The following is a 22,684-nucleotide window of genomic DNA, read 5'->3' on the forward strand; positions in this document are numbered from 1 at the left end:
TGTGTCGACGCACCGGGCCCCGGTTACCGCCATGTTTCGCCGCCCTGGCATGCGACGGAGAGTCAATTATTCCGACACATCGAGGCCATCCATCGGCCTCTCAGCAGGCAAAACTGGTGCCCTCCCACACGAAAGGCCCGCAATGACACACCACCAGTTTCGCGCCGCAGCAGTCCAGGCCGCGCCGGTATTTCTCGATCTCGACGCGTCGATCGACAAGGCCATCGGCCTGATCGAGGACGCGTCCCGCGCCGGAGCCGAGCTCATCGCGTTTCCCGAGACCTACCTGCCCGGCTATCCCTGGTACATCTGGCTCGACGCACCGGCATGGGGTTTTCAGTTCACGCAGCGCTACTTCGACAACTCACTGGAGTACGGAACACCCCAAGCAGCTCGAATTACGCAAGCCGCCAAGGACAATCACATCATGGTCGTGATGGGCCTGAGCGAGCGATACAAGGCCAGTCTCTACATCGCCCAGTGGATCATCGACGCCGAGGGCAAGACCGTCGCGATGCGCCGCAAGCTCAAGCCGACGCATGTCGAACGCACCGTGTACGGCGAAGGTGACGGCTCCGACCTGTCGGTATACGACACCGACCTCGGACGCGTCGGCGCACTGTGCTGCTGGGAGCACCTGCAACCGTTGTCGAAGTACGCGATGTACGCCCAGAACGAGCAGGTGCACATCGGAGCCTGGCCCAGCTTCTCGCTCTACACCGGCGCGGCCTACGCCCTCGGGCCCGAGGTCAACACCGCTGCCAGCCGCATCTACGCCGTCGAAGGCGGCTGCTTCGTCATCAGCCCTTGCGCGACCGTCTCCCCCGAGATGATCGACATCATGTGCACCGATGACGCCAAGCGCGCGATGCTCACCGCAGGCGGCGGTCATGCCCGCATCTTCGCGCCCGACGGCCAACTGATGCACGAGCCACTCGCACCGGACGCCGAAGGCATCGTCTACGCCGATATCGACACCAGCCTCATTTCGATCGCCAAGGCGGCCGCCGACCCGGCCGGCCACTATTCGCGTCCGGACGTGACGAGACTGTGGCTCGACAAGACTCCCGGCGACCGCGTCGTGTCGGGTGCGCAGCCTGTCGCGAACGCGCGGTACGACTTCACCGAGGACGTCGCCGCCGAGGTACGTCTGGAGATCACCGAACAGCTCGCTCGCGACGAGGACGCGGCCCGTGTCTGAACTCGAATCCGCGATCCCCGATCATCTCGTCGTTCCACGGTCGTGTCCGCGTCGAACACCCGAGGGCTACCAGCCGCCCTTTCCGTCGTACGTCGCGCGCTTTCCGGTATCCACCGAGCGAGTAGTGATGGGCTACTTCGGAATACAAGGCCTGCCCGACGCCTCCCCGTGGGGTGACGAGGGCCCTCCTCGAAGGGACCGTGCGCGCTACACCGACGAGGAAGGCATCGACACGACGGTGTTCATCGGCTACTGGGACGACGTCACAGTGTTCGATCGCTGGTTCGACTCCGTCGGTCGGCACTGGACGAGCGTCAGAGGCCGCTTCGTCGAGATCATCAGACCGACCGTCGACCGCTACGAGACACTCTTCTCTTCCACCGGCCGCATGGAAGGTGTTGCTACTCTGACGGATTCACTCAGCGGAACCATAGAGGAGCATGCCTACTGGGGTGGGGTCCGGGATCGAATCCCGTTGTCGCAGAGCGACTCGCTTGCTCCCGGCGGGGAGCCTCAGGTCGTAGGCGACGGCGACAGAGTCACAATTGTGCCGCAGGAGAACCTCTGTCTCATCCGATCCGGGCAGGATTGGGCCGATACGGCCGGGTCCGAACGAGAGATGTACCTGCGGGACGTCGAACCGGTGTTGCGCGCCGGCATGGACTTTCTCCGCGACGACGGACTGGCCATCGGCTGCTTCGCCAACCGGTACATGACCGTCGTGACCGACGACGGCACCGATACCGACAAATCGTTCGGGATGAGTTGGTGGCGCAGTCTGAGCGACCTCGAAGCGTGGGCCGAGTCGCATCCGACGCACGTGGCGATCTTCGGTGCTGCGCTGAAGTATCTGTCGACGATGGGGCCCGCGGCGTCGCTGAGGCTCTATCACGAGGTCACCGTGGCAGCGGCGGACGAGCAGTACTTCGAGTACTTCGGCTGCCACGACCGCACGGGTCTGCTGCGTACCGCTGCGGAGCGTTCTACTCTGTGACGAGACGGGAGGTACCTGACATGGCCGATCCGCTGCGCACCGACTCCGTCGACCTGGCCGACAGCGTCGATTTCTGGACCGCTGCGGTGAGTCGGACGTACGTCGATCTCGAGTGCACGATTCCCGAGAACGCGTCGGCCATCACCGGGCATATCGAGTCCACCGGACTTGCGACTCTCGGGTTGTCGCGAGTGTCTGCGACAGCTCAGAGCGTGCTGCGAACACCTGCAGGTATCTCCCGAACCAGTGACGACTACTTCCTGGTCAGTGTCCAGACGTCGGGGACCGGGTTCGTCGTCCAGGACGACCGAACTGCGGTCCTGCAACCGGGAGACTTCGCGCTCTACGACACCACTCGGCCGTACAGTCTTCGCTTCGACGACCCGTTTTCCCAGTACGTCCTGATGCTCCCCGGAGCGACGCTGAGGACGCTCGTCCGGGATACGGGTTCGTTGACCGCGCGGGCGGTGTCGGGACGACACGGAGCAGGGAAACTGCTCGTCAGCATGATCTCGTCGATCATGGACGACGCCGACATGAGTACCGCCTCGGCCGAGGCCGTGTCGCAGAGCGTCGAGTACATCCTGGTCGCAGGCCTGGTCGGACTCACCGGGGTCGAGAAGCCGGCACCGTATGCGGCCTCCGAGAGACTCGGTGAGATCAAACGTGCGATGACCGCGCGGCTGCGGGATCCTGACCTCACCGTGACAGAAGTGGCTGCGTCCCTGCACTTGTCGCTGAGTACGGTGCATCGAGCGTTCGCCGGTGAGCCGTGTACCGCCAGCGAGTGGATCTGGATGCAGCGACTCGACGGCGTCAAACGGGCTCTGTGCGAACCCCAGAATTCCCGCACGACCATCGGAGCCCTGGCGGCGTCCTGGGGATTCACCGACCCGGCCCACTTCAGCCGCGCCTTCCGGGCCCGCTTCGGCTGCACTCCCAAGGACTTTCGCGACACCAACCGCGGGTGAGCTCAGATCCCGAGTGATCCCGCCAGCGTGGGCCAACTCTTGGGCAGTTGTTCCACCCAGTAGGGCCACGAGTGGGTTCCGGTCTCGGTGAAGTCGAACGTGGCGGGGATGTTCAACTGGCCGAGTCGATCCGCAAGTCGATGGGTGCAGTAGTTCGCGCCCACCTCGATGAGGCCGCCGACCACCACCACGTCGAGTGCCGACGCGCTGTCGAAGCTTTCGTGCGGCCCTGGCGCTCCCGTTCCCACCGACACGTACACGTCGGTGCCGCGCAGGCTTTCGGCGTTGACCACCGAATCATGTTGTGCCCAGGCGGGATCGAGCGGGCCACCCCACATGTTGTCGGCGTTTCCGCCGAATGCTCCGACGATCGCGCGGATACTCGCCTGCCCCATGGGCTCCGAGGAGGCGAAACAACCGCTGTACGACGCCACCCCGGAGTAGACATCCGGGTTACGTGCAGCCAGCATCATGGCCGACTGCGCGCCCATCGACAGTCCGGCGATCGCGTTGCGTCCGTTGCCGTCCACGGCTGCGTCGATCAGCGGCGGGAGCTCCTGGGTCAGGAACGTCTCCCACTGGTATCGACCCAGCTTCGGGTCGTCGCGCTGCCAGTCGGTGTAGAAGCTGCCGGGGCCGGCCAGCGGCAGCACGACGTTGACGTTCTTGTCGGCGAAGAATTCGGCCGCTCCGCCCTTGCGGAGCCACATGCTGTTGTCGGGGTCCTCTTCGCCGATACCGCTGAGCATGTACAGCGTCGGCCGGGATCCGGTCTTCACTGCCGGAGTGAGCACCTGGACCTCGACGACGGCCCCCATCGCGGGCGATTCCACGCTCAGAGTTCGTAGGGTGTCGGACGCGATCGATGTGTCGACGATCCGAGCCACAGGCTCGACGGGATCGGCCGTCGCGACGCCGACCGAGGACACGGACAGCATTGCGGCGACGACGAACGGGGTGAAGATGCGTCGACGACGCATGGCGATCCTCTCGGGATTTGTCACAGGGCGGGATTTGTCACAAAGAAATGGCGAAGTGCATGGAGCATTGCACAGCAACCGACCGGATGAAACGCCGAACGAGAACTCATTCGATTCGGACCGACCGGGACTCTGACAACACATCACCGCACGAGCATTCGCCCCTTTTCGCAACACCTTTCGGGCATCGAGTTCTCAGTTTGGATATCAAGTCGTCCACTAATGGTTAGTGCACTAAGTATTCCTGGTAGCCTCGACGGCGTGACGACCACCGAAGATCTACTCGCGCTCGATCGCCAGGTCTGCTTTGCGCTCGCCGTCGCCAACCGTGCCGTGCTGTCGGTGTATCGGCCACTGCTCGAGCCGATGGGACTGACGCATCCGCAGTATCTGGTGATGCTGGCGTTGTGGGGCGAGTCGCCGATGTCGGTCAAAGCCATCGGATCGGCACTGCAGCTCGACTCGCCCACCCTCTCGCCGCTTCTCAAGCGTCTGGAGTCGATGGGGTTGCTCACCCGTAATCGAAGCGCCGAGGACGAGCGCGTTCTGCTCGTCGCGCTCACTCCGGCCGGGGCCGCGCTCCGCAAGAAGGCCGAGAAGATCCCACCCGCCGTCGTGGCGAAGCTCGGCGCGTCACTCGCCGAGCTCGACGAACTGCGACGCGTCCTCACCCGCGTCAACGACGCGGCCATCGCAGCAGGAGCACTGTCGTGAACACTCGCCCGACCCGCACCCGTCCCCGCTTCGACCAATGGCTGGGCTACGCCGTCCTCGGCCGCAAACTCCCCGATTCCATGCAGGACTGGGTTCGACGCGATCTCGTCGGGCCGGGAGCGACGCCGCGTCACATCCTGCGGTCGATGATTCCGTTCCTACCGATCTTCATCGGATTCTTCGTCCTCTTCCCAGGAGCGATCTGGCTGCGCGCCTCGATGGTCCTGCTCAGCCTGCTGCTCGCGCTGTTCTACACGGCGGCGTACATGGACCAGAACCGCGCCCGACGCCTCGAGATCCACGGGCTACCGGCAGACCTGAAGAGCGAGAAGAAGACGGCCGAACTCGAACGGGAACGCGAGAACTACCGCCGCAATCACTGACCCTCGCGGCCGAGCCCAGCGGTGAAGTCGTCGGCGATCATGGTTGCCAGGTCGCGAGTTTTGCGGTTCGAGTTCTGCGACAGTTCGGTCAGTTGCGCGAAGGCCGCGTCGGCGTCGATGCGGTACACCGACATCAGGATTCCGACGGCACGGCCGATGGCCGCACGGGTGTCGAGGGCACTGCGCAGTGTCGCGGCCTGGTTGTCGCTTTCTTCGAGCAACTGCTCGCGCATGCGGGACAGTTCGAGGTGCACTCGAACGCGGGCCACCAGCTCGCGGTCGTGGAACGGTTTGACGATGTAGTCCTCGGCACCGCGCCCGAGGCCGTCGAGCACGAAGTCGGTTCCCGCTCGGGCGGTCAGCAGGATCACCGGCACCCGCTGCAGGTCGTCGTCGCGGCGGATCTCGTCCACCAGTTCCAGACCGCTGCGACCGGGAAGCATCACATCGGACAGTACGAGCCCCGGCTTCGTCGATCGGGCGCTGTCGAGTGCGGTCTCGATGTCGCCCGCGGTCGTGACGGACCAGCCCTCGGCGATCAGTAGGCGCACGAGATAGTTGCGCAAATCGACGTTGTCTTCGACGAGCAGGATGTCCGCTCGGTCGGCGGTCACCGTCGTCGAGTCGTTCGAGGCGAAGATCGCCGACACCGAATCGGCAGCGGCTGCGGGCCGCTCGACGGCTGCGGCGGCCTCCACCGGTAGGCGCGGCACCACAACGGTGAAGACACTGCCGCGGCCCACCTCGCTGTCGACGTCGACACGCCCGCCGAGGGCGGTGAGAAGGTCCGATACGAGGGCCAGCCCGATGCCGGAGCCTTCGATACTGTGTGCGCCGGATCGTTCGACGCGGTGGAACCGCTCGAAGATGCGCGGCAGATCGTCGGCGGGGATGCCGAGCCCGGTATCGGCCACGACGAGGCGAACGGTGTCGGTGTCGCCCCTCAGTCGTACGGAGATCCGACCGGACGGGGTGTACTTCACGGCGTTCGCGACGAGATTGAACACGATCTTCGACCACATCTCGCAGTCGATGAGGACGACCACGTCCTCCCCTGCGTCGGAGACGAGCTCGAGTCCTCGATCCGAGGCGACCGACGCGAACATGGACACGCAATCGCGCGTCACCGCGGCGAGGTCGGTCGGCTCGGGATGCGCGACGAGTTGACCGGCATCCGCGCTGACCACGTCCAACAGATCGTCGACGAGCCTGCGCAGTCGCATCGACGCACGGTGAACGACATCGAGGGACTCTCGGTCGGACTCCGTCAGCGTCGACGCCACACTCCCCCGTACCGCATCCAGCGGACCGGTGAGCAAGGTCAAGGGAGTGCGGAACTCGTGTCCGACGTTCTCGAGCAGACGCGTCTTCGCTTCGTCGGCCTCCGCCAGTGCCGCAACCCGTCGTCTCTCCATCTCGAAGGCGTGCGAGGCGGTCAGTGCGGTTGACACTCGCTCGGCCACCGCAACGAGGAAGGACTCGACGGAGTCGTCCTGAGCGAGGTATTCGTCGACTCCGATCAGCAGGGCTCCGACGGGCCGAACCGATCCTGCCAGGGCCAACGGAACGACCACAGCGCTCGCGACGGCCCCGTCGACGTCGACGGTCGAACGGATCAGCCGTCCGTCCGAGACGTCGACGACGTGTGCGAGGTCCCAGGTTGCGGCTTCGCATCCGACCGCACCCGACGTCGCGATGTGGTCGAGTTCTCCGTCGTCGGACAACCCGCGGCGCAGGTAGGCCGCCACGAGGGGGAACTCACGTGCCTCGTTGCCCAATGCCTCGACGGCGCGCCGGCAGATCCCCACGGGACCGCCGATGTCGTCACCGGTCAGCGACCCCAGGGCGAGCAGCGCACGCATCCGGCGTTCGCCGAGCACCTGCATGGTCACCTCGGTCGTCGCGACGAACACGCCGAGTACCGTGCGGCCCGCTCCGAAGATCGGGCTGTACGAGAAGGTCCAGTACGTCTCCTCGGGGTAGCCGTGACGATTCATCAGGAACATCTGCCGAACACCGTGAACCGGCTTCCGGTCATCGATCACCTGCGTGCACAATCCGCCGACGTAGTCCCACATTTCGGACCAACAGTCACTGGCTCGCTGACCCGCAGCGTCCGGGAACTTCGCCCCGAGGAAATCGGTGTACGTGTGGTTGAAGATCTGCACCAGCTGCGGACCCCACCAGATCAGCATCGGGATCGTCGACGGCATGACGGTTCGTACGGCCGTCACCAACTCCTGCGGCCAGCTCTCCACCGGTCCCAGATCGGTCGCCGTCCAATCCAGCTCGCGAAAACGCGCGTCGGTGGCGTTGTCACCCGGAAACAGCTCGTCCAGCTGGGCCGAACTGCCGTCGGGTTGTGGGGAATTCATCGCCTCGTCCTTCGTAACCTGCGTTCCGCGGACATTCTACGGGCGCAATCTCGGCATCGATAGTAGCCGAACGGCCGGTATGCAGGCGTTTCGCTCGTCCTTCCTGGGGGTACAGCGGCCAGCATGCCCTCCTCATCAAGCCTCCCGTATCCCCTGGGTGTCTCGCAACTGTCCACCGACGGTGCCAACCTTGCCGTCTACTCCGAAACAGCGGATTCGGTGTCCGTGGTCGTGCTGAACGACGACGGAACAGAGCGCAGTACAACGCCTTTGACGCAGCTCACCGGCCACGTCTTCCACGATCTGGTTCCCGATGTCACGCCGGGTGCCCGCTACGGACTGCGCGTCGACGGCCCGTGGGATCCCGCGTCGGGGCTGCGGCACAACTCGGCGAAGTTGCTCCTCGACCCGTATGCAACCGCCATCACCGGTCAGGTCGATTGGAACGAGTCGGTCTTCTCGCATCTGCATGCCGAGCCGGAGACCCGCAACGACGAGGACTCGGGGCCTCACATGCCGTATTCCGTTGCGGTGCAGTCGAATTTCGATTGGTCCGGCGACGAGTCACCGCGCACACCCTTGGACAAGACGGTCGTCTACGAGGTTCATGTGAAGGGATTCACCGCCACCAATCCCGATGTACCCGAGGATATTCGAGGAACGTACGCCGGCCTGGCGCACCCCGCCGCGATCGCGCATCTCAAGCGCATCGGCGTCACCGCGGTGGAGTTGCTGCCGATCCACCAGTTCGTCCAGGATTCGCATCTGCTCGAGGAAGGGCGGCGGAACTACTGGGGATACAACTCCATCGGCTTCTTCGCGCCGCACAACGAATACAGCAGCAGCGGGGACACCGGCGGCCAGGTGGACGAGTTCAAGGCATTGGTCAAGGCCATGCACGAGAACGGCATCGAGGTCATTCTCGACGTCGTCTACAACCACACCGCCGAGGGCAACCATCTCGGACCGACGCTCTCCCTCAAGGGAATCGACAACGGCTCGCACTACCGACTGGTCGACGACGACCGGAGCGCGTACTACGACACGACGGGTACCGGCAACAGTCTCAACGTCGGCCATCCCGCAGCCCTGGCGCTGATCCTGGACTCGCTGCGGTACTGGGTGACCGAGATGCACGTGGACGGCTTCCGCTTCGACCTCGCCAGCACCCTGACTCGCCAGGACTCGGACCTGAACGTGCACAGCGCATTCCTGAGCCTGGTACATCAGGATCCGACACTGGCCCCGGTCAAGCTCATCGCCGAACCGTGGGACACCCAGGGCTATCAGGTGGGCGGATTCCCGGCCCGCTGGTCGGAGTGGAACGGTAAGTTCCGCGACGACGTCCGTGACTTCTGGCGCGGCGAGGGCGGTGCGCTTCCCGCACTGGCTCAGCGCGTCACCGGCAGCCCTGACGTCTACGAGAGCACCCGTCGACCCACGTTGGCCAGCGTCAACTTCATCACCGCACACGACGGTTTCACGTTGGCCGACTTGAATTCCTACGACGACAAGCACAACGAGGAGAACGGCGAGGACAGCCAGGACGGCGAGTCCGACAACCGCTCGTGGGGCTGCGGAGCCGAGGGCCCGACCGACGACGAGGGCGTCAACGCGCTGCGGGCCCGCCAGCAACGTAACCACCTGGCCACGCTGCTGCTCTCGGCCGGAGTTCCGATGATCCTCGGCGGCGACGAGCTCGGCCGAACGCAGAACGGCAACAACAACGCCTACTGCCAGGACAACGAGGTCTCCTGGTTCGACTGGAGCACAGCCGATCAGGACCTCATCGACTTCACCACCCATCTCATCGCGCTCCGCACCGAGCACCCGGCCTTGCGTCCCACCTGGTTCCGCCACGACAGCGATTCCGAGGAAGAGGGAGCCGGCCCGGACACCGTCGACTTCTACCGCGCCGACGGCGAGAAGCTGTCCGACGAGGATTGGTCGGACGGTAATGCGCACAGCATCCTGGTGTTGATGCGCGCAGGCGAGGGAGATGCGTCGTTCGCGTGGATGGTCAACGCCTCACCCGGGACCGTGGAATTCACCCTGCCGAAGGGCGCGTGGACTCAGTCGACCTCGAGCGACCCGGACCAGGCCTACGAGGCCGGTGGCCCGTCCATCCTGATCCGAGAGCATTCGTTCACGTTGCTGCAGGGCTGATCGGTTCGTTGTTCCAGATCGCGCTGCGACCCGCCTGATTCCAGGGCGTCCGGCGCGCGCGGGTCCCACCAGGGCGTGTTCGTTGCGCGTGCTGGGTTCCACCCCCGACCGCGCTTTTCCCAACGAAGCATTGGGATCAACCCGATCAAGTACTCAACAACGAAACTGATCGGTACGCTACAGGCGTTGGATCCTCGCTGACCGGCGGTCGTCGCCGTTGGGCACGCCCCGGAGAGCATCGGCGGCAGCGATGATTCACGATGTGCGATCTGGAAACAGCCGACGTGCCAGCATGGAACATCGTTGCGGGCACACCCGGAGAGGGCAACTGCGATGCGAGGGAAAGGCACACCCAGTGATTGGCGCGGAATGGCAGGCAGCAGAGCCCTCGCGACCGCTTTCGCCGCATTGACAATCGCGTCGATCGTTCTACTGATCTACGTGGGAAATTGGGCGTTGGTCGGCCTGGTCTTGGCAATGCTCGTGGCAGGCTGCCTGACATTTTGGTCGGTGAAAGTCTCCGACGCGGGCATCGAAGCGCGGGCAACGTATGGATGGCCGCGGGTGCAGATCAGCGCCGACGAGATCGACAGTGCATCTGTCACCGACGTGCACCCGATGCGCGATTGGGCAGGCTGGGGTCTTCGGTTCAACACCAAGGGCGATACCGGCATTGTGCTGCGCTCAGGCACCGCGGTGAGCATCGAGAAGAAGGATGGTAGTCGCACAGTGATTACTGCTCGGGATTCCGAGCAGGCAGTCGCAGCCCTGAACAGGGTCCTCGATCGCCGCTGACTACGGCTTCGACCACGCAGCGCACAGCACTCGGGGGGTAGACCAGTGCTGTGCCGCAGCGGAGTCACGAGCAAGTGGTTCGGTGGGTAGGGCCCAATCTGTGCCGCTACCTCACCGAACCACTCGACTGACGGTTCAACTCACCCCGGCGCGCACGTCCGGTGCCCCGAGCCGTGCTGCATCGGCAGTGTCGTCATCGGGCTGCTCCTGCGAATCCCGTTCTGCGAGAACACGAAGCCGGTAGTGCTCGATCTCCTCGGCGACGTGCTGAGCGTCCCACCCGAGGATCGGTGCGACGAGATGCGCCACTTCCTCGGCCGCTGCCTCCCCGCGATCGGGAACCTCGATGGAGATGCGCGTACGACGCGTCAGAATATCCTCGAGGTGCCGCGCGCCTTCATGACTCGCGGCATAGACGGCCTCGGCCTTCAGGTACTCCGGTGCATTCTCGAGAGGCTTACCGAGCTCGGGATCGGCGTCGATGAGATCCAACAACTCACCCATCAGAGTGCCGTACCGACCGAGCAGATGCTCGACGCGTGAGACGCGCATCCCGGTGCGTTCGGCCGTCAGCGCGCGGGAGTTGAACGCACCGAGGTAACCGTCGGCACCGACGAGAGGAATGTCCTCGGTGACGCACTTCGGTACCGTCCGCTCGAGCCCGTGCACCGCGGAATCGACTGCATCCTTGGCCATCACGCGGTAGGTGGTGTACTTGCCACCGGCGATGACGGTCAGTCCGCGTACCGGGCTGGACACCGCATGCTCGCGCGAAAGAGTGCTGGTGGAATCGGATTCGCCGAACAGCAACGGACGCAATCCCGCGTACACGCCGACGACGTCCGTGCGATCCAGCGGATCGGCGAGCAACTTGTTCACGTGGCCCAGGATGTAGTCGATGTCGCTCTGGCTCGCGGCCGGATGAGCCAGGTCGAGCTTCCAGTCGGTATCGGTGGTACCGATGATCCAGTGACTGCCCCAGGGAATGACGAACAGCAGACTCTTCTCGGTACGCGTGATGATGCCGGTGGCACTGTTGATGCGATTGCGCGGCACCACCAGGTGCACGCCCTTGGAGGCGCGGACCTGGAATTGTCCACGCCCACCGACCATCTGCTGCACCTCGTCGGTCCAGACACCCGCGGCGTTGATGACCTGCTTGGCCCGGACCTCGAAGGACCGGCCCGTCTCGAGGTCGCTCGCCACGACGCCGACGACCTTGTCGTCCTCCCGCAGGAACCCCGTGACGCGAGTGCTGTTGGCGCACAACGCACCGTAGGCAGCCGCGGTACGAGCAAGCATCATCGTGTGCCGCGCGTCGTCGACCTGACCCTCGTAGAACTTCACCGCACCGCGGATCGCCGAACGCTTACCGGACGGGAAGGATTCGAGCGTCTTCTTCTTGCCGAGATGCTTGTGATGACTCGGGACACCGCGTCCGGCACCCATGACGTCGTACACGCCGATGCCGAGACCGACGTACGGACGGTCGATCACCTTCTCGAGCGGATAGATGAACGGCACCGGACGAGCGAGGTGCGGGCACAGCTTGTTCAGTACCAGCGAACGCTCCTTCAGCGCCTCGAACACCAACGCGAAGTTGAACTGCTCGAGGTAGCGCAGACCGCCGTGGAACAGCTTGCTCGAGCGGCTGGACGTGCCGGCCGCGTAGTCCCGCGCTTCGAGCAGGCCCACCTTCAATCCGCGGGTCACTGCGTCCAACGCTGTTCCCGCGCCGACGACGCCGCCGCCGATCACCAGGATGTCGAGCTCTTCGGCTTCCATCCTCGCAAGCGCATCTGCGCGCGACTGTGGACTCAAAGCCGTTGTGGTGGAACTCATTCTTCATCAACCCAATCGAGAGTACGTGTTACTGCCTTCTTCCAGCCGGCGTAGAGCTTCGCCCGCTGGTCTTCGTCCATGGACGGTGTCCATGTCTTGTCCTCGGCCCAGTTCTGACGAATGTCGTCCTCGCTCGCCCAGTATCCGACGGCGAGGCCTGCCGCGTACGCCGCTCCGAGAGCGGTGGTTTCGGCCACGACGGGACGCACCACGTCGACATTCAGGATGTCGGACTGGAACTGCATCAGCAGCTCGTTGACGACCATGCCGCCGTCGACCTTGAGTACCTCGAGATCGACACCGGAGTCGGCGTTCATGGCCTCGATCACCTCACGCGTCTGGTACGCGGTGGCTTCGAGGACGGCACGGGCCAGATGCCCCTTGTTGACGAACCGCGTCAATCCCACGATGGCACCGCGGGCGTCCGAGCGCCAGTGCGGGGCGAAGAGTCCAGAGAATGCGGGCACGAAGTACGCGCCGCCGTTGTCGTCCACCGACCGTGCGTCGGTCTCGATGTCCGCGGCCGAGGAGATCATGCCCAGGTTGTCGCGGAGCCACTGCACGAGCGAGCCCGTCACGGCGATGGAACCTTCGAGTGCGTACACCGTCGGCTGGTCGCCGATCTTGTAGCAGACCGTGGTCAGCAAGCCGTTCTTGCTCATGACCTTTTCGGTACCGGTGTTCAGAAGCACGAAATTGCCTGTGCCGTAGGTGTTCTTGGCTTCACCGGGAGACAGGCAGGCCTGCCCGAAGGTCGCTGCCTGCTGATCGCCGAGGATGCCTGCGATCGGCACTCCGCTGAACGGTCCGCGCTCACGGCCGGTGCCGTACACCTCGGAGCTCGAGCGGATCTCGGGCATCATCGACATCGGGATGTCCATGTCCGCGCAAATGCTCTCGTCCCACTGCAGGGTGTCCAGGTCCATCAGCAAGGTGCGCGAGGCATTGGTCGGATCGGTGTAGTGCAACCCGCCGTCGACCCCGCCGGTCATGTTCCACAGCACCCAGGTGTCCATGTTGCCGAAACACAGCTCTCCCGCTTCGGCTTTGGCCCGTGCACCGTCGACGTTGTCGAGGATCCACTTGATCTTCGGCCCGGAGAAGTAGGTGGCCAGGGGCAGGCCGGTCTTGGCTGTGTACTTGTTGGCGTCGCCGCCGCCGAGGGCGGTGGCGATGCGATCGGTACGGGTGTCCTGCCAGACGATGGCGTTGTAGATCGGCTTGCCCGTCTTGCGATCCCACACCAGCGCAGTCTCACGCTGGTTGGTGATACCGACTGCGGCGATGTCCTCACGCGTCAGATCCGCTGCGGCCATGGCACCGGCCGCGACGGCGCGCACGTTGTCCCAGATCTCCGATGCGTCGTGCTCGACCCAACCGGCCTGCGGAAAGATCTGCTGGTGTTCCTTCTGATCGACCGCGACGACGGTGCCCGCGTGATCGAAGATCATGCAGCGTGAAGACGTGGTTCCCTGATCGATCGCGGCGACGTACTTTCCTGCGAACTCGGTCATGGCTTCTCTCCTGTGGTCTGGGTATCTGCTGGGAGTCGTGATGGCGGCTCGGGCGTCGAACCTTCTTGTTTGCGTAGGTTCTTTCCGATGAGCAGGTCGTACAGGAACACTCCTATCGGTCCGCCTACGAGAGGTCCGACGATCGGGACCCAGAAGTACAGGCCGCCGTATTGATCACGCCAGGCTCCACCGTAACCGGTGATGTACGACGCCAGGCGAGGTCCGAAATCTCGGGCCGGGTTGATCGCGTATCCGGCGTTGGTGGCCCATGCGAAGCCGATGGCGACGACGATGAGGCCGACGATCAGTGGAGCCATGTTGGCCATCGGTGCGGTGCCGAGCGAATCGGTCACGGCCACAATGAGGAACAGCAGGATCGCGGTGCCGATGATCTGATCGATCAGTGCCGAGGACACGCTGACGGGCAACGTTCCGTTTCCGGGAAGCGTCGAGAAGATCGTCTGGGTGGCGGTGGTGTGCCCGGGGTCCACTGCGTTGATCATGTCGTTGTAGTTCCAGCGCACCAGCAGCGCGGCCACGAAGGCCCCTGCGGTCTGCGCGAGGATGTAGGGCGCAACCATCTTCCAGCTGAATCCGCGGAAGAGTGCGAACGTGATCGTGACCGCGGGGTTGAGGTGTGCGCCGGTGATACGGCCCGCGACGTAGATGCCGAACATCACGCCCAGCCCCCATGCCCAGGCGATCGAGTCGTGGTCTCCGAGACTTCCCGATTCACCCCCCGAAACGACCTGCGCGACGACGCCGACGCCGAACAGAATGAGAATCATGGTTCCGGCGAACTCGGCAGCCATGTGCGCCGGCAGTCCCCATTCCGGTTCCTTACGAGCCATTGTGTAGCCTCCGCAAAGTTGGTGATGCACGCCACATTGCGTGCTGTTTGCCACGGTAGACGGCCTGCACTGCGTTGCACAGCTGATGCACATATGTGCAAAGCGGTCGTACACTGCGATGGTGACGGACCAACGTAGTGCGCCCGAATCGGATCTGCGGACCGGCCATGCCACCCAGGCGGCGCGCCTCTACTACTTTCAGGACATGACGATGGCGGCGATCGGCCGTGAGCTGGGCGTATCTCGGTCGACAGTCTCGCGACTCATCACGTTCGCGCGGGCATCAGGACTGGTGGAAATCAAGATCTCCACCCCCCTCGGCCAGGCACCACGAATCGAGCGCGCATTCGCCGATCTGTACGACATTCGTGCACATGTCGTCCCCGTGTCGGAAACCGTCGACGAACTGCAGCGCCTCGATCGCGTCGCCACCTTCGCAGGCCGATTGCTGACATCGTTCTTCGAGTCCGACATGGTGATGGGCGTCGCCTGGGGAACCACCGTCAGCGCCGTCAGTCGCAAGCTCGCACCCAAACGAACCCACAACTCGACCGTCGTGCAGCTCAACGGTGCAGCGAACACCCGCACCACCGGCGTCTCCTACGCCACCGACATCGTCCGAACCTTCGCCGACGCCTACGGTGCTGTGGCGCAGGGATTTCCGGTGCCCGCATTCTTCGACTACCCCGAAACCCGCAGACACCTGTGGCGCGAACGCAGCATCAAGCGAGTACTCGAACTGCAGGATCGGATGAACCTCGCCGTGTTCAGCATCGGCGTCATGAGCGGCGCCGTTCCGAGTCACGTCTACAGCGCCGGCTACCTCGAACGCGAGGACAGAGCCGAGCTCCAACGCGACGGCGTCGTCGGAGACATCGCCACCGTGTTCCTGCGGTCCGACGGCAGCCACGATCGAATTGCGTTGAACGACAGATCGAGTGGACCGAGCCTGGACCGACTCAAGGTGGTACCGCGCCGAGTCTGCATCGTCGCAGGAGCGTCCAAACTCGACGCCCTCACCGCCGCGCTGCGCGGCGGGTTGATCACCGACCTCGTCATCGACGACATCAGTGCGGCCCAGTTGATCCTCCGCTCGCGCGGCTGACCCTCTTGCGCTCATCCCATTCTCGTGTCACTCTTTTCTTCATGACAACCGGAAAGGCGGACACCGCCTCCCTCACGTGAGCGCCGTGCCGATGCCGTCGACATTTCCCCGTCGAGGCACATTCAGTGACAATCCCGATGATTATGCCGAGAGCATTCGTGCGGTCTGCGCGCAGCGCGATCGATGGCTCGACTACGGCCTGAAGGCCGGCCCCTCCGACAGAACAGCCGCGGAATCAGCTGTGGCACAACTATATCGACGATCGGGATACCGGGAGCCCAAGTTCGTCTGGGTGCCCTCTCCTCCAGCTGCTGCAGCGCTGATCACCGCCAGGACATTGGCGAAGAATGCAAGTGTGGCAGCCCGGATCGCAACCGTTCTGTCCGATTCTCGACACCGGATGGACCAGCGAATCGATCGACGAAGAATCGAATGGCCGCGGTGGTATTTCCACCAGAATCCGAATGTGCGGGGCGATCGAGAAGCGCGTGTCACCGTCGCCACCCGAAGTCCGGAGGACGCTGCCCGGGCCGGCATCAGTCCCGATCCGATCATCCGCCGAACCGTGCGGAACTCGTTGCACACCAGCCTCTTCGACGGCGTGGCCACGGCCGTCCGATCCCTCGCGCCGCACCCCTTCGGCAGTATCACCTGGTACGGCCAACAGGAAGCCCATCGCGTCGCCTACTACGACATCTATCGCTCCTTCGGCCTCATGACATTCGGGCGCGAGGACAACGAACTTCTCGACATTCAATCAGCCCTCGTCGAATCGACGGGATGGTGGTGGGCGTTCGACGACATCGCAGTGATGTCCGAACGGCCGACGGCTCTGCACACCGAACCGATTCCCGATCCGGTGCACGGTGAAGTGCGACTGCACAATTCGTCCTCTCCCGCGGTCGAGTTCGGCGACGGCAGCGGTGTCCACGTCCTGAACGGGACCGTGGTTCCCAAGTGGGTGATCCACGATCCGACGGTCGAGCGCATCACCGTCGAACGCAACGTCGAGATCCGACGAAGCGCCATCGAACGAATGGGCTGGGATGCCTATCTGGATCGAGCCGGTTTGCGACTGGTCGACACCGACGACGATCCGGGCAATCCCGGTTGCACCCTGCAACTGTTCGCCACACCCGCAGGATGGGGCGACGAGGGGCGAATACTGCTTGCCGTCAACGGCTCTCGCGAACGGGACGGCGAACGCCGTCGCTACGGCCTTCGCGTCCCCGGCGCGTTCTCGTCCGCGGTCGACGCCGCGGGCTGGACCTACGGTCTGGCCGGAGCCGACTACGGCCGACTGCTCCGCAGAACCTGACACCACATCTCGACACCACACCCCTTTCAACACACCCAAGGTGAAACACATGAACTCGAACATCACCCTGTCCGCACTGACCGACCTCACCGGTCTCGACGTTTTCGACTATCTCGACAAGGAGATATCCGTGCCCGTCATCGACGGCCTGCAAGCTCAAGGCGATCTGATCGTCGTACCGTACGCACTGCTCGACGGCATAGTCGTCCCCACCGAACAGACCCGGCGCGAGAACGTGCCACTGACGGGTATCGAACTACTGCGCAGCGCCGCAGGCGGCAACCCGCACAGCCTGGTCGCCGACGGCGGATGGTGCTCGTGGGCGAGTCCCGTTCACGATGTCCGGGGCCTGGCTCTGGGCATCCTGACCAACTCGCAGACGGCGTACCTCATTCACCCCGAACACGGAGCCACCGGAATCGCTCCGGGTCGATACGTCATCGGCCGTCAGCGTGAAGGTGGGCAGGGCGGCTGGTTCCATTCCCCCCGGCTGATTGCCGACTGACACGGTATGGCGCACATCACATTATTGCCGAAGTGCTAGGTCCATCTCACAAACCAATCTTCGGTAGTAAGTGTGACGTTGTGTACCACTAAGGTTCGCGACATGACTGCTGTCGTCGTTGCGACTCATCCATGACCGGCTCCCCCTCGCCGGTCCAGAACCGACTCCTCGGAATCGGTCTCGTCGTACTCATCGTCATGTTCGTCGGGTGGAGTGTCACCTCGTACAACAAGACGTTCAAGGACGTCGTGACGGTATCCCTCGAGACCGATTCCGTCGGCAACGCACTTCCCAGCAACGCCGACGTCAAGGTTCGCGGAATGATCGTCGGCGAAGTGCGATCGGCGACGACGGCCGGTGGCGTCGTCACCTCGGAGTTGGCCATCGAGCCGGACATGGCCGAGATGATTCCGTCGAACGCCACGGCGCGACTGCTGCCGAAGACACTGTTCGGCGAACGGTACGTCGCGTTGGTTCTGCCGGACGGCAGGCCCGGGTCGCCGATCACCGAGGGCACGGTGTTGAAGCAGGATCGCAGCGGCAACGCGATCGAGGTCGGACAGGTGCTCGACGGCCTGTTGCCGCTGCTCCAGGCAGTGCCGCCGGAGGACCTGTCGAACACCCTCGGCGCACTCGCACAGGGTCTGAGCGGTCGCGGTGAGAAACTCGGCCTCACGATCGACAGACTCGAAAACATCTTTGCCGGGCTCAACACCGAATTGCCCGCGATCCAGGAGGACCTGCGCGGGCTCGCCGACTTCTCGCAGACCTACTCCGATGCGGCTCCCGAGTTGATCAACGCGTTGGACAACCTACGGACCACCGGCAACACCGTCGTCGAGAAGCGGCCGGCCCTCGAAACGCTGTACTCCTCGATCACGTCGGCCTCGAGCACGACCGCGGATTTCCTCGATGCCAACTCTGCCGATCTCATCGGGCTGGCCGCGAATTCCCGCGAAGCACTCGAGGTGTTCGCCGAGTTCTCCCCGGCTCTCGGGTGCACCGTCGGTCAGTTCGCCGAGGGTGCCAGACGCGGCAAGATCCTGCTCGGCGAAGGTGACGAGTATCCCGGCATCAACGTCTCGATGCCGTTCGTCAACCCGAAGGGTCGGTACCTACCGAACCAGGACGAACCGCGACTGTTCGAGCAGGACCGCGGGCCGACCTGCTACTCCTCGCTCGACCGCTCGACCGGCGAATACTTCCCGCAGTACCCGGGCGGCTCCCCCAACGACGGCTCGTACCAGGTGCCGTCGAGAAACCCCGGCGAACAGGACATCCCGTCACTTCCGGTTCCTCAGTTCTCCCCCGTGCCCGCGTCGTACGCGAACTCGGTCACCGAGCAGCAGACTCTGGCCGTCGTCTACGGCGGGGCCACGGGGATCTCGCCCGACGCAGTGCCGTCCTGGACCACGACGGTCGGCGCTCCCGCGCTCAGAGGAACGCAGGTCACGTTCAGCTAGGACCTACTGATTGAATGGTCCGCATGCCCCGTCGACGAGCGCGGCGGGTAACGATTCAGGAGTACACATGCCAGCCGATACGAACACCGCCGGATTTTCCATTCAGTCCAGCAACGACGGGCGCGCGGCCGTCATCGCTGTCGCCGGTGAACTCGACGTCACCACGGCCCCCGCACTGTCGACCGCGATCGACGCGCAGGTTTCCACCACACCTGCCGCACTGATCGTCGATCTGAGCAAGGTCTCGTTCCTGGCCTCGGCTGCCATGACCGTGCTGGCGTCGACGCAGAAGGATCACGGGGACACTCTTGTCTTCTCGGTCGTCGCCGATGGTCCGACAACCAGCCGCCCGATCAAACTGATGGGCCTCGATCAGGAATTCGCACTGCACGCCGATCTGGCGTCAGCCCTCGCCGCTCTCGACTGACGACACTCCAAGCGCCATCACGGCTGCGTCGTCGGCCAAGCCGGTGCCGAAGCTGTTCAGCAGGACCCGTAGATCCTCGACGATCATCGCGGGCGTCGCCGGGGCGTGGGCGCTCGCGAACTCGAGCAGCGCGCCCTCGTCGTCGTATCGACCTGTGCCCACCCGGGCCTCGGTGAGCCCGTCGGTGTAGAGCATCAGGGTGTCGCCCGCGCTCAACGTCACGGTGGCAGGCACGAAGCGCGCGTGACGCAGAATTCCGACCAGTTGCCCACCCGTCATGTGGACGTACTGCGCGCTGCCGTCGGCGCGCATCACCAGCGGAGGCGGATGACCGCCACTGGCCATCGACACCTCGAATCCTCCGGCCGAGCGGCTGAGCACTCCGAACACTGCTGTGCAGAACTGCGCATTGTTCTCGCGGAACTCCTGCCGCAGAACCGAGTCCAGGTTGTGCAGTACCGCGACCGGGTCGTGGTCGTACACCGCAGCCGCGCGCAGGGTGTACCGCGTCAACGACGTCACGGCTGCGGCCGACGCACCCTTGCCGCACACGTCGCCGAGGAAGAATCCCCAGCGATCGTCCGACAGCGGGAACAGATCGTAGAAGTCTCCACCCACCTCGTCGCTCGATGCCGCGTGATAGTGCGCGGCAGCGGTCATTCCCGACGGCGGCAGCAGCGCTGGCGGCAGCAGCGACCGCTGCAGTGTCTTCGCCAGCAGCTCCGCTCGCGTTCGGGACTCGAGCAACTCGCGCTCGTAGGTGCGACGGTCCCTGGCGTCGAGCGCGGTGATGCGAATCAGTACCGGCGTGTCCGTCTCGTCGGTCTTGACGTTCGCGGTCATGAACACGGGCAGCCGACGTCGATCGGAGGTCACGAAATCGATCGCAATGCCGTCGAGCTGGCCGGACATCCGCAGAATCGGACCGAAATGGGTCTCGTAGTGGATCCGGCCACCGGCGGTGAGAAGTTGGGTGAAGTCGGTCCCGATCAGGGCGTCGACGTCGAAGCCGAGCCAGTTCGCCAGCGTCGAGTTCAGTCTCAAGATCCGCATGTCCGGAAGAACCGACAGATAGCCGCAGGGCGCGTTCTCGTACAGGTCCTCGATGTCGAGCTCGTTGATCACGACGATCTCACGAAGGTCGCAATCGCCTCGGCGGTCTGCTCGGGTTCGGTGACGTGCGGGCAGTGCCCGCTGGCGTCGAGGGTCTGCAGAGTGCTGCCGGCGATGTGTTCGTGAACGTATCGGCCGACCTGAGGCGGGGCCAGCGAATCCCGCGCACAGTCGACGATCATCGTGGGCAGGGCAACCCCGGCCAGATCAGCGCGATTGTCGGACAGGAAGGTGGTGCGGGCGAACACCCGTGCGCACTCGGGATCGGTTCGGCAGAAGCTCGCCGTCCACATGTTCTCGAGATCCGGTCGATCCGGCGCATTCACCACGATCGGTGCCATCGATGCGGACCAGCCGAGATAGTTGCTGTCCAACGACTCGAGCAACTCGTCGATGTCCTCACGGCTGAACCCACCGCGGTAGTCACCGTCGTCGATGTACCGGGGGGACGGCGTCAGGAGAAAGAGCTTTCTGAATCTTTCGGGAGCCGCCTGGACCGCGAGAACACCCATCATCGACGCCACCGAGTGACCGACGAACGTCACGTCACGAAGATCGAGTTCCTCGACGATGTCGACGATGTCGCGGGCGTAGGCATCCAACGGCGCGTACTTGTCGGCATCCCACGCCGAGGGGTCCGACGCTCCGGACCCGACGTGATCGAAGAGCACGACCGAGAAATCCGGAGCCAGAATATCGGTCACCGAACGCCACAGAGTCTGGTCGCAGCCGAACCCGTGAGCGAGCATCACCACGGGGCCGTCGGCAGCCCCGACGACCCGAACGTTGTTCCTGATGCGCGCACTCACCCGCACAGTGTGTCATCTGCCTCCGACGCCGGGGAGTGAGACTGCTCCGACGGGGTATGGCCTCTGTCTACAGAAACGAGAATCTCATGCGAGTGCTGGTCACCGGCGCAACCGGATACATCGGGTCTCGGCTGATCCCCGTGCTCCTCGAGCAGGGGCACGACGTGCACGCTGCCATGCGCGATCCGAGCAAGAAGTCGCGCTTCGCGTGGGGCGCTCACGTCACCGCGGTGCACTTCGACCTCGACGATCACGAGACCTTCGACACCGCGACCGAGAATGTGGACGCCGTCGTCTATCTGGTGCACTCGATGGACGAGGGCGATTTCGTCGAGAAGGATCGCCACGCCGCGCAGTCCATGGCCGCCGCCGCGGAGCGCAACGGCCTGCGCCGCATCGTCTACCTCTCCGGCCTCATCCCCGACGACGGCACCCCGTTGTCCGATCATCTGCGCTCTCGCCTCCAGGTCGAGGAGACGTTCCTCGACAGTTCCGTCGACGCCACCGTGCTGCGGGCGGCGATCATTCTCGGTTCGGGATCGACCTCCTTCGAGCTGGTGCGACGGATGACCGAGCGTCTGCCCCTCACACCCATCCCGACCTGGATGCGCAGACAGGTGCAGCCCATCGCCGTCGTCGATGTGGTCGCCATCATCGCCCGTGCCCTCGGTGACACCGCACGCCCGGGAACGTTCGACATCGGCGGAACCGAGACGATGAGCTACCCGGAGTTGCTGAAGGCGTACGGCAGCGTTGCCGGTCTGCGTCGCGTACAGATTCCGGTTCCGCTGTTGCCGACCGGCCTGGTGGGGCGTGCCGTCGCCACCATCACCGCCATGCCTCCGGGCACGGTGATCTCGTTGGTGGACAGCCTCACCCACGACATGGTGGTGCGCCGTGGGAACGCGGCAACGGAGGTGTTCGCCGAGCCCGGTACGTCACTGATGAGCGTCCGGGAGGCCCTGGAGCGTTCGATCACCGTGACCGCCGAGGAGGGCACCGATGCCCACGCCGATCCCCAGGCTGCCGCCGACACCGATCCCGAGTGGGCAGGCGGAGTCGTCGACATCGTGGACGGCCGTGTGCGGCAACGGCCGTCGGGAATTCTGGGAAAGGCTCAGCTGGGGGCGACCCGGTAGACGCGCTCGGGAGAGTAGG

Annotated in this window: 20 protein-coding genes; 13 read left to right on the top strand and 7 right to left on the bottom strand. The window is 64.4% G+C overall.

What is annotated here, in order from left to right; translation table 11 throughout:
- Positions 1–142: 142 nt before the first annotated feature.
- From CH302_RS22745 to CH302_RS22755, 3 genes are read left to right on the top strand one after another with little or no spacing between them, the layout of a single operon-like run.
- Complete coding sequence (locus CH302_RS22745) at positions 143–1,201, top strand: carbon-nitrogen hydrolase family protein (RefSeq protein WP_037187516.1); 1,059 nt, start codon at positions 143–145, stop codon at positions 1,199–1,201.
- On the top strand, positions 1,194–2,195 hold the full coding sequence (locus CH302_RS22750; RefSeq protein ID WP_037187513.1) for a phenylacetaldoxime dehydratase family protein: 1,002 nt from the start codon (positions 1,194–1,196) through the stop codon (positions 2,193–2,195). Before CH302_RS22745 ends, CH302_RS22750 begins: the two co-directional genes overlap by 8 nt.
- Before the next feature lie 20 nt (positions 2,196–2,215).
- Complete coding sequence (locus CH302_RS22755) at positions 2,216–3,166, top strand: helix-turn-helix domain-containing protein (RefSeq protein ID WP_037187511.1); 951 nt, start codon at positions 2,216–2,218, stop codon at positions 3,164–3,166.
- Positions 3,167–3,168: 2 nt separating this feature from the next.
- Here the strand turns inward: CH302_RS22755 and CH302_RS22760 are convergent, their stop codons facing one another.
- Positions 3,169–4,146, bottom strand: coding sequence for an alpha/beta hydrolase (locus CH302_RS22760; RefSeq protein ID WP_052047322.1), 978 nt, complete (start codon positions 4,144–4,146; stop codon positions 3,169–3,171).
- A 222-nt stretch (positions 4,147–4,368) separates the two neighbouring features.
- Between CH302_RS22760 and CH302_RS22765 the strand changes: the two genes are divergently transcribed.
- Positions 4,369–4,860, top strand: a complete 492-nt coding sequence (locus CH302_RS22765) for a MarR family winged helix-turn-helix transcriptional regulator (protein WP_052047321.1) — start codon at positions 4,369–4,371, stop codon at positions 4,858–4,860.
- Complete coding sequence (locus CH302_RS22770; RefSeq protein WP_037187510.1) at positions 4,857–5,243, top strand: DUF5313 family protein; 387 nt, start codon at positions 4,857–4,859, stop codon at positions 5,241–5,243. The genes CH302_RS22765 and CH302_RS22770 overlap by 4 nt, the downstream gene beginning before the upstream one ends.
- Here CH302_RS22770 and CH302_RS22775 read toward each other — a convergent pair.
- Positions 5,237–7,618, bottom strand: a complete 2,382-nt coding sequence (locus CH302_RS22775; RefSeq protein WP_037187507.1) for an ATP-binding protein — start codon at positions 7,616–7,618, stop codon at positions 5,237–5,239. The genes CH302_RS22770 and CH302_RS22775 overlap by 7 nt on opposite strands.
- A gap of 123 nt (positions 7,619–7,741) precedes the next feature.
- On the opposite strand from CH302_RS22775, the gene glgX reads away from it, so the two are divergent.
- A complete protein-coding gene (gene glgX, locus CH302_RS22780) occupies positions 7,742–9,784 on the top strand; it encodes a glycogen debranching protein GlgX (protein ID WP_037187505.1) in 2,043 nt (680 codons plus the stop codon).
- A 369-nt stretch (positions 9,785–10,153) separates the two neighbouring features.
- A complete protein-coding gene (locus CH302_RS22785; RefSeq protein WP_052047320.1) occupies positions 10,154–10,579 on the top strand; it encodes a hypothetical protein in 426 nt (141 codons plus the stop codon).
- A 135-nt stretch (positions 10,580–10,714) separates the two neighbouring features.
- Here the strand turns inward: CH302_RS22785 and CH302_RS22790 are convergent, their stop codons facing one another.
- From CH302_RS22790 to CH302_RS22800, 3 genes are read right to left on the bottom strand one after another with little or no spacing between them, the layout of a single operon-like run.
- The gene (locus CH302_RS22790; protein WP_037187502.1) at positions 10,715–12,421 is read right to left on the bottom strand and encodes a glycerol-3-phosphate dehydrogenase/oxidase; all 1,707 of its coding nucleotides are present in this window, start codon (positions 12,419–12,421) and stop codon (positions 10,715–10,717) included.
- The gene (gene glpK, locus CH302_RS22795) at positions 12,418–13,935 is read right to left on the bottom strand and encodes a glycerol kinase GlpK (RefSeq protein ID WP_037187500.1); all 1,518 of its coding nucleotides are present in this window, start codon (positions 13,933–13,935) and stop codon (positions 12,418–12,420) included. The genes CH302_RS22790 and glpK overlap by 4 nt, the downstream gene beginning before the upstream one ends.
- Positions 13,932–14,786 carry an MIP/aquaporin family protein gene (locus tag CH302_RS22800; RefSeq protein WP_032379865.1) on the bottom strand — a complete coding sequence of 285 codons (855 nt, stop codon included), beginning with the start codon at positions 14,784–14,786 and terminating at the stop codon, positions 13,932–13,934. Before CH302_RS22800 ends, glpK begins: the two co-directional genes overlap by 4 nt.
- A 121-nt stretch (positions 14,787–14,907) precedes the next feature.
- Between CH302_RS22800 and CH302_RS22805 the strand changes: the two genes are divergently transcribed.
- The 5 genes from CH302_RS22805 (at position 14,908) to CH302_RS22825 (ending at position 19,604) form a co-directional block, all read left to right on the top strand.
- A complete protein-coding gene (locus CH302_RS22805; RefSeq protein WP_094634117.1) occupies positions 14,908–15,891 on the top strand; it encodes a sugar-binding transcriptional regulator in 984 nt (327 codons plus the stop codon).
- Positions 15,892–15,967: 76 nt separating this feature from the next.
- Complete coding sequence (locus CH302_RS22810) at positions 15,968–17,209, top strand: DUF6745 domain-containing protein (RefSeq protein ID WP_037187495.1); 1,242 nt, start codon at positions 15,968–15,970, stop codon at positions 17,207–17,209.
- A gap of 49 nt (positions 17,210–17,258) precedes the next feature.
- On the top strand, positions 17,259–17,714 hold the full coding sequence (locus tag CH302_RS22815; RefSeq protein ID WP_037188815.1) for a hypothetical protein: 456 nt from the start codon (positions 17,259–17,261) through the stop codon (positions 17,712–17,714).
- A 131-nt stretch (positions 17,715–17,845) separates the two neighbouring features.
- Complete coding sequence (locus CH302_RS22820) at positions 17,846–19,177, top strand: MCE family protein (RefSeq protein WP_037187493.1); 1,332 nt, start codon at positions 17,846–17,848, stop codon at positions 19,175–19,177.
- A gap of 67 nt (positions 19,178–19,244) precedes the next feature.
- Entirely contained in the window at positions 19,245–19,604 is a 360-nt protein-coding gene (locus CH302_RS22825; RefSeq protein WP_037187491.1) for an STAS domain-containing protein, read from the top strand.
- Here the strand turns inward: CH302_RS22825 and CH302_RS22830 are convergent.
- Together CH302_RS22830 and CH302_RS22835 are read right to left on the bottom strand one after the other, a co-directional pair.
- Positions 19,581–20,729 (bottom strand): PP2C family protein-serine/threonine phosphatase, encoded by a 1,149-nt coding sequence (locus CH302_RS22830; protein ID WP_094650067.1) that lies wholly within the window; start codon positions 20,727–20,729, stop codon positions 19,581–19,583. The genes CH302_RS22825 and CH302_RS22830 overlap by 24 nt on opposite strands.
- Entirely contained in the window at positions 20,726–21,526 is an 801-nt protein-coding gene (locus tag CH302_RS22835) for an alpha/beta fold hydrolase (protein ID WP_037187486.1), read from the bottom strand. The genes CH302_RS22830 and CH302_RS22835 overlap by 4 nt, the downstream gene beginning before the upstream one ends.
- 86 nt (positions 21,527–21,612) lie before the next feature.
- On the opposite strand from CH302_RS22835, the gene CH302_RS22840 reads away from it, so the two are divergent.
- On the top strand, positions 21,613–22,665 hold the full coding sequence (locus CH302_RS22840) for an NAD(P)H-binding protein (RefSeq protein WP_170945867.1): 1,053 nt from the start codon (positions 21,613–21,615) through the stop codon (positions 22,663–22,665).
- Positions 22,666–22,684 lie beyond the last annotated feature (19 nt).

Source organism: Rhodococcus sp. 15-2388-1-1a, assembly GCF_002259145.1.
GTDB lineage: Bacteria > Actinomycetota > Actinomycetes > Mycobacteriales > Mycobacteriaceae > Rhodococcoides.

Excerpts from the sequence above, each read along its gene's own strand:
- CH302_RS22745 (WP_037187516.1), top strand. The coding sequence starts at position 143 with ATGACACACCACCAGTTTCGCGCCGCAGCAGTCCAGGCCGCGCCGGTA.
- CH302_RS22755 (WP_037187511.1), top strand. The coding sequence starts at position 2,216 with ATGGCCGATCCGCTGCGCACCGACTCCGTCGACCTGGCCGACAGCGTC.
- CH302_RS22760 (WP_052047322.1), bottom strand. The coding sequence starts at position 4,146 with ATGCGTCGTCGACGCATCTTCACCCCGTTCGTCGTCGCCGCAATGCTG.
- CH302_RS22765 (WP_052047321.1), top strand. The coding sequence starts at position 4,369 with ATGGTTAGTGCACTAAGTATTCCTGGTAGCCTCGACGGCGTGACGACC.
- CH302_RS22775 (WP_037187507.1), bottom strand. The coding sequence starts at position 7,618 with ATGAATTCCCCACAACCCGACGGCAGTTCGGCCCAGCTGGACGAGCTG.
- glgX (WP_037187505.1), top strand. The coding sequence starts at position 7,742 with ATGCCCTCCTCATCAAGCCTCCCGTATCCCCTGGGTGTCTCGCAACTG.
- CH302_RS22785 (WP_052047320.1), top strand. The coding sequence starts at position 10,154 with ATGGCAGGCAGCAGAGCCCTCGCGACCGCTTTCGCCGCATTGACAATC.
- CH302_RS22790 (WP_037187502.1), bottom strand. The coding sequence starts at position 12,421 with ATGAGTTCCACCACAACGGCTTTGAGTCCACAGTCGCGCGCAGATGCG.
- glpK (WP_037187500.1), bottom strand. The coding sequence starts at position 13,935 with ATGACCGAGTTCGCAGGAAAGTACGTCGCCGCGATCGATCAGGGAACC.
- CH302_RS22800 (WP_032379865.1), bottom strand. The coding sequence starts at position 14,786 with ATGGCTCGTAAGGAACCGGAATGGGGACTGCCGGCGCACATGGCTGCC.
- CH302_RS22815 (WP_037188815.1), top strand. The coding sequence starts at position 17,259 with ATGAACTCGAACATCACCCTGTCCGCACTGACCGACCTCACCGGTCTC.
- CH302_RS22820 (WP_037187493.1), top strand. The coding sequence starts at position 17,846 with ATGACCGGCTCCCCCTCGCCGGTCCAGAACCGACTCCTCGGAATCGGT.
- CH302_RS22825 (WP_037187491.1), top strand. The coding sequence starts at position 19,245 with ATGCCAGCCGATACGAACACCGCCGGATTTTCCATTCAGTCCAGCAAC.
- CH302_RS22840 (WP_170945867.1), top strand. The coding sequence starts at position 21,613 with ATGCGAGTGCTGGTCACCGGCGCAACCGGATACATCGGGTCTCGGCTG.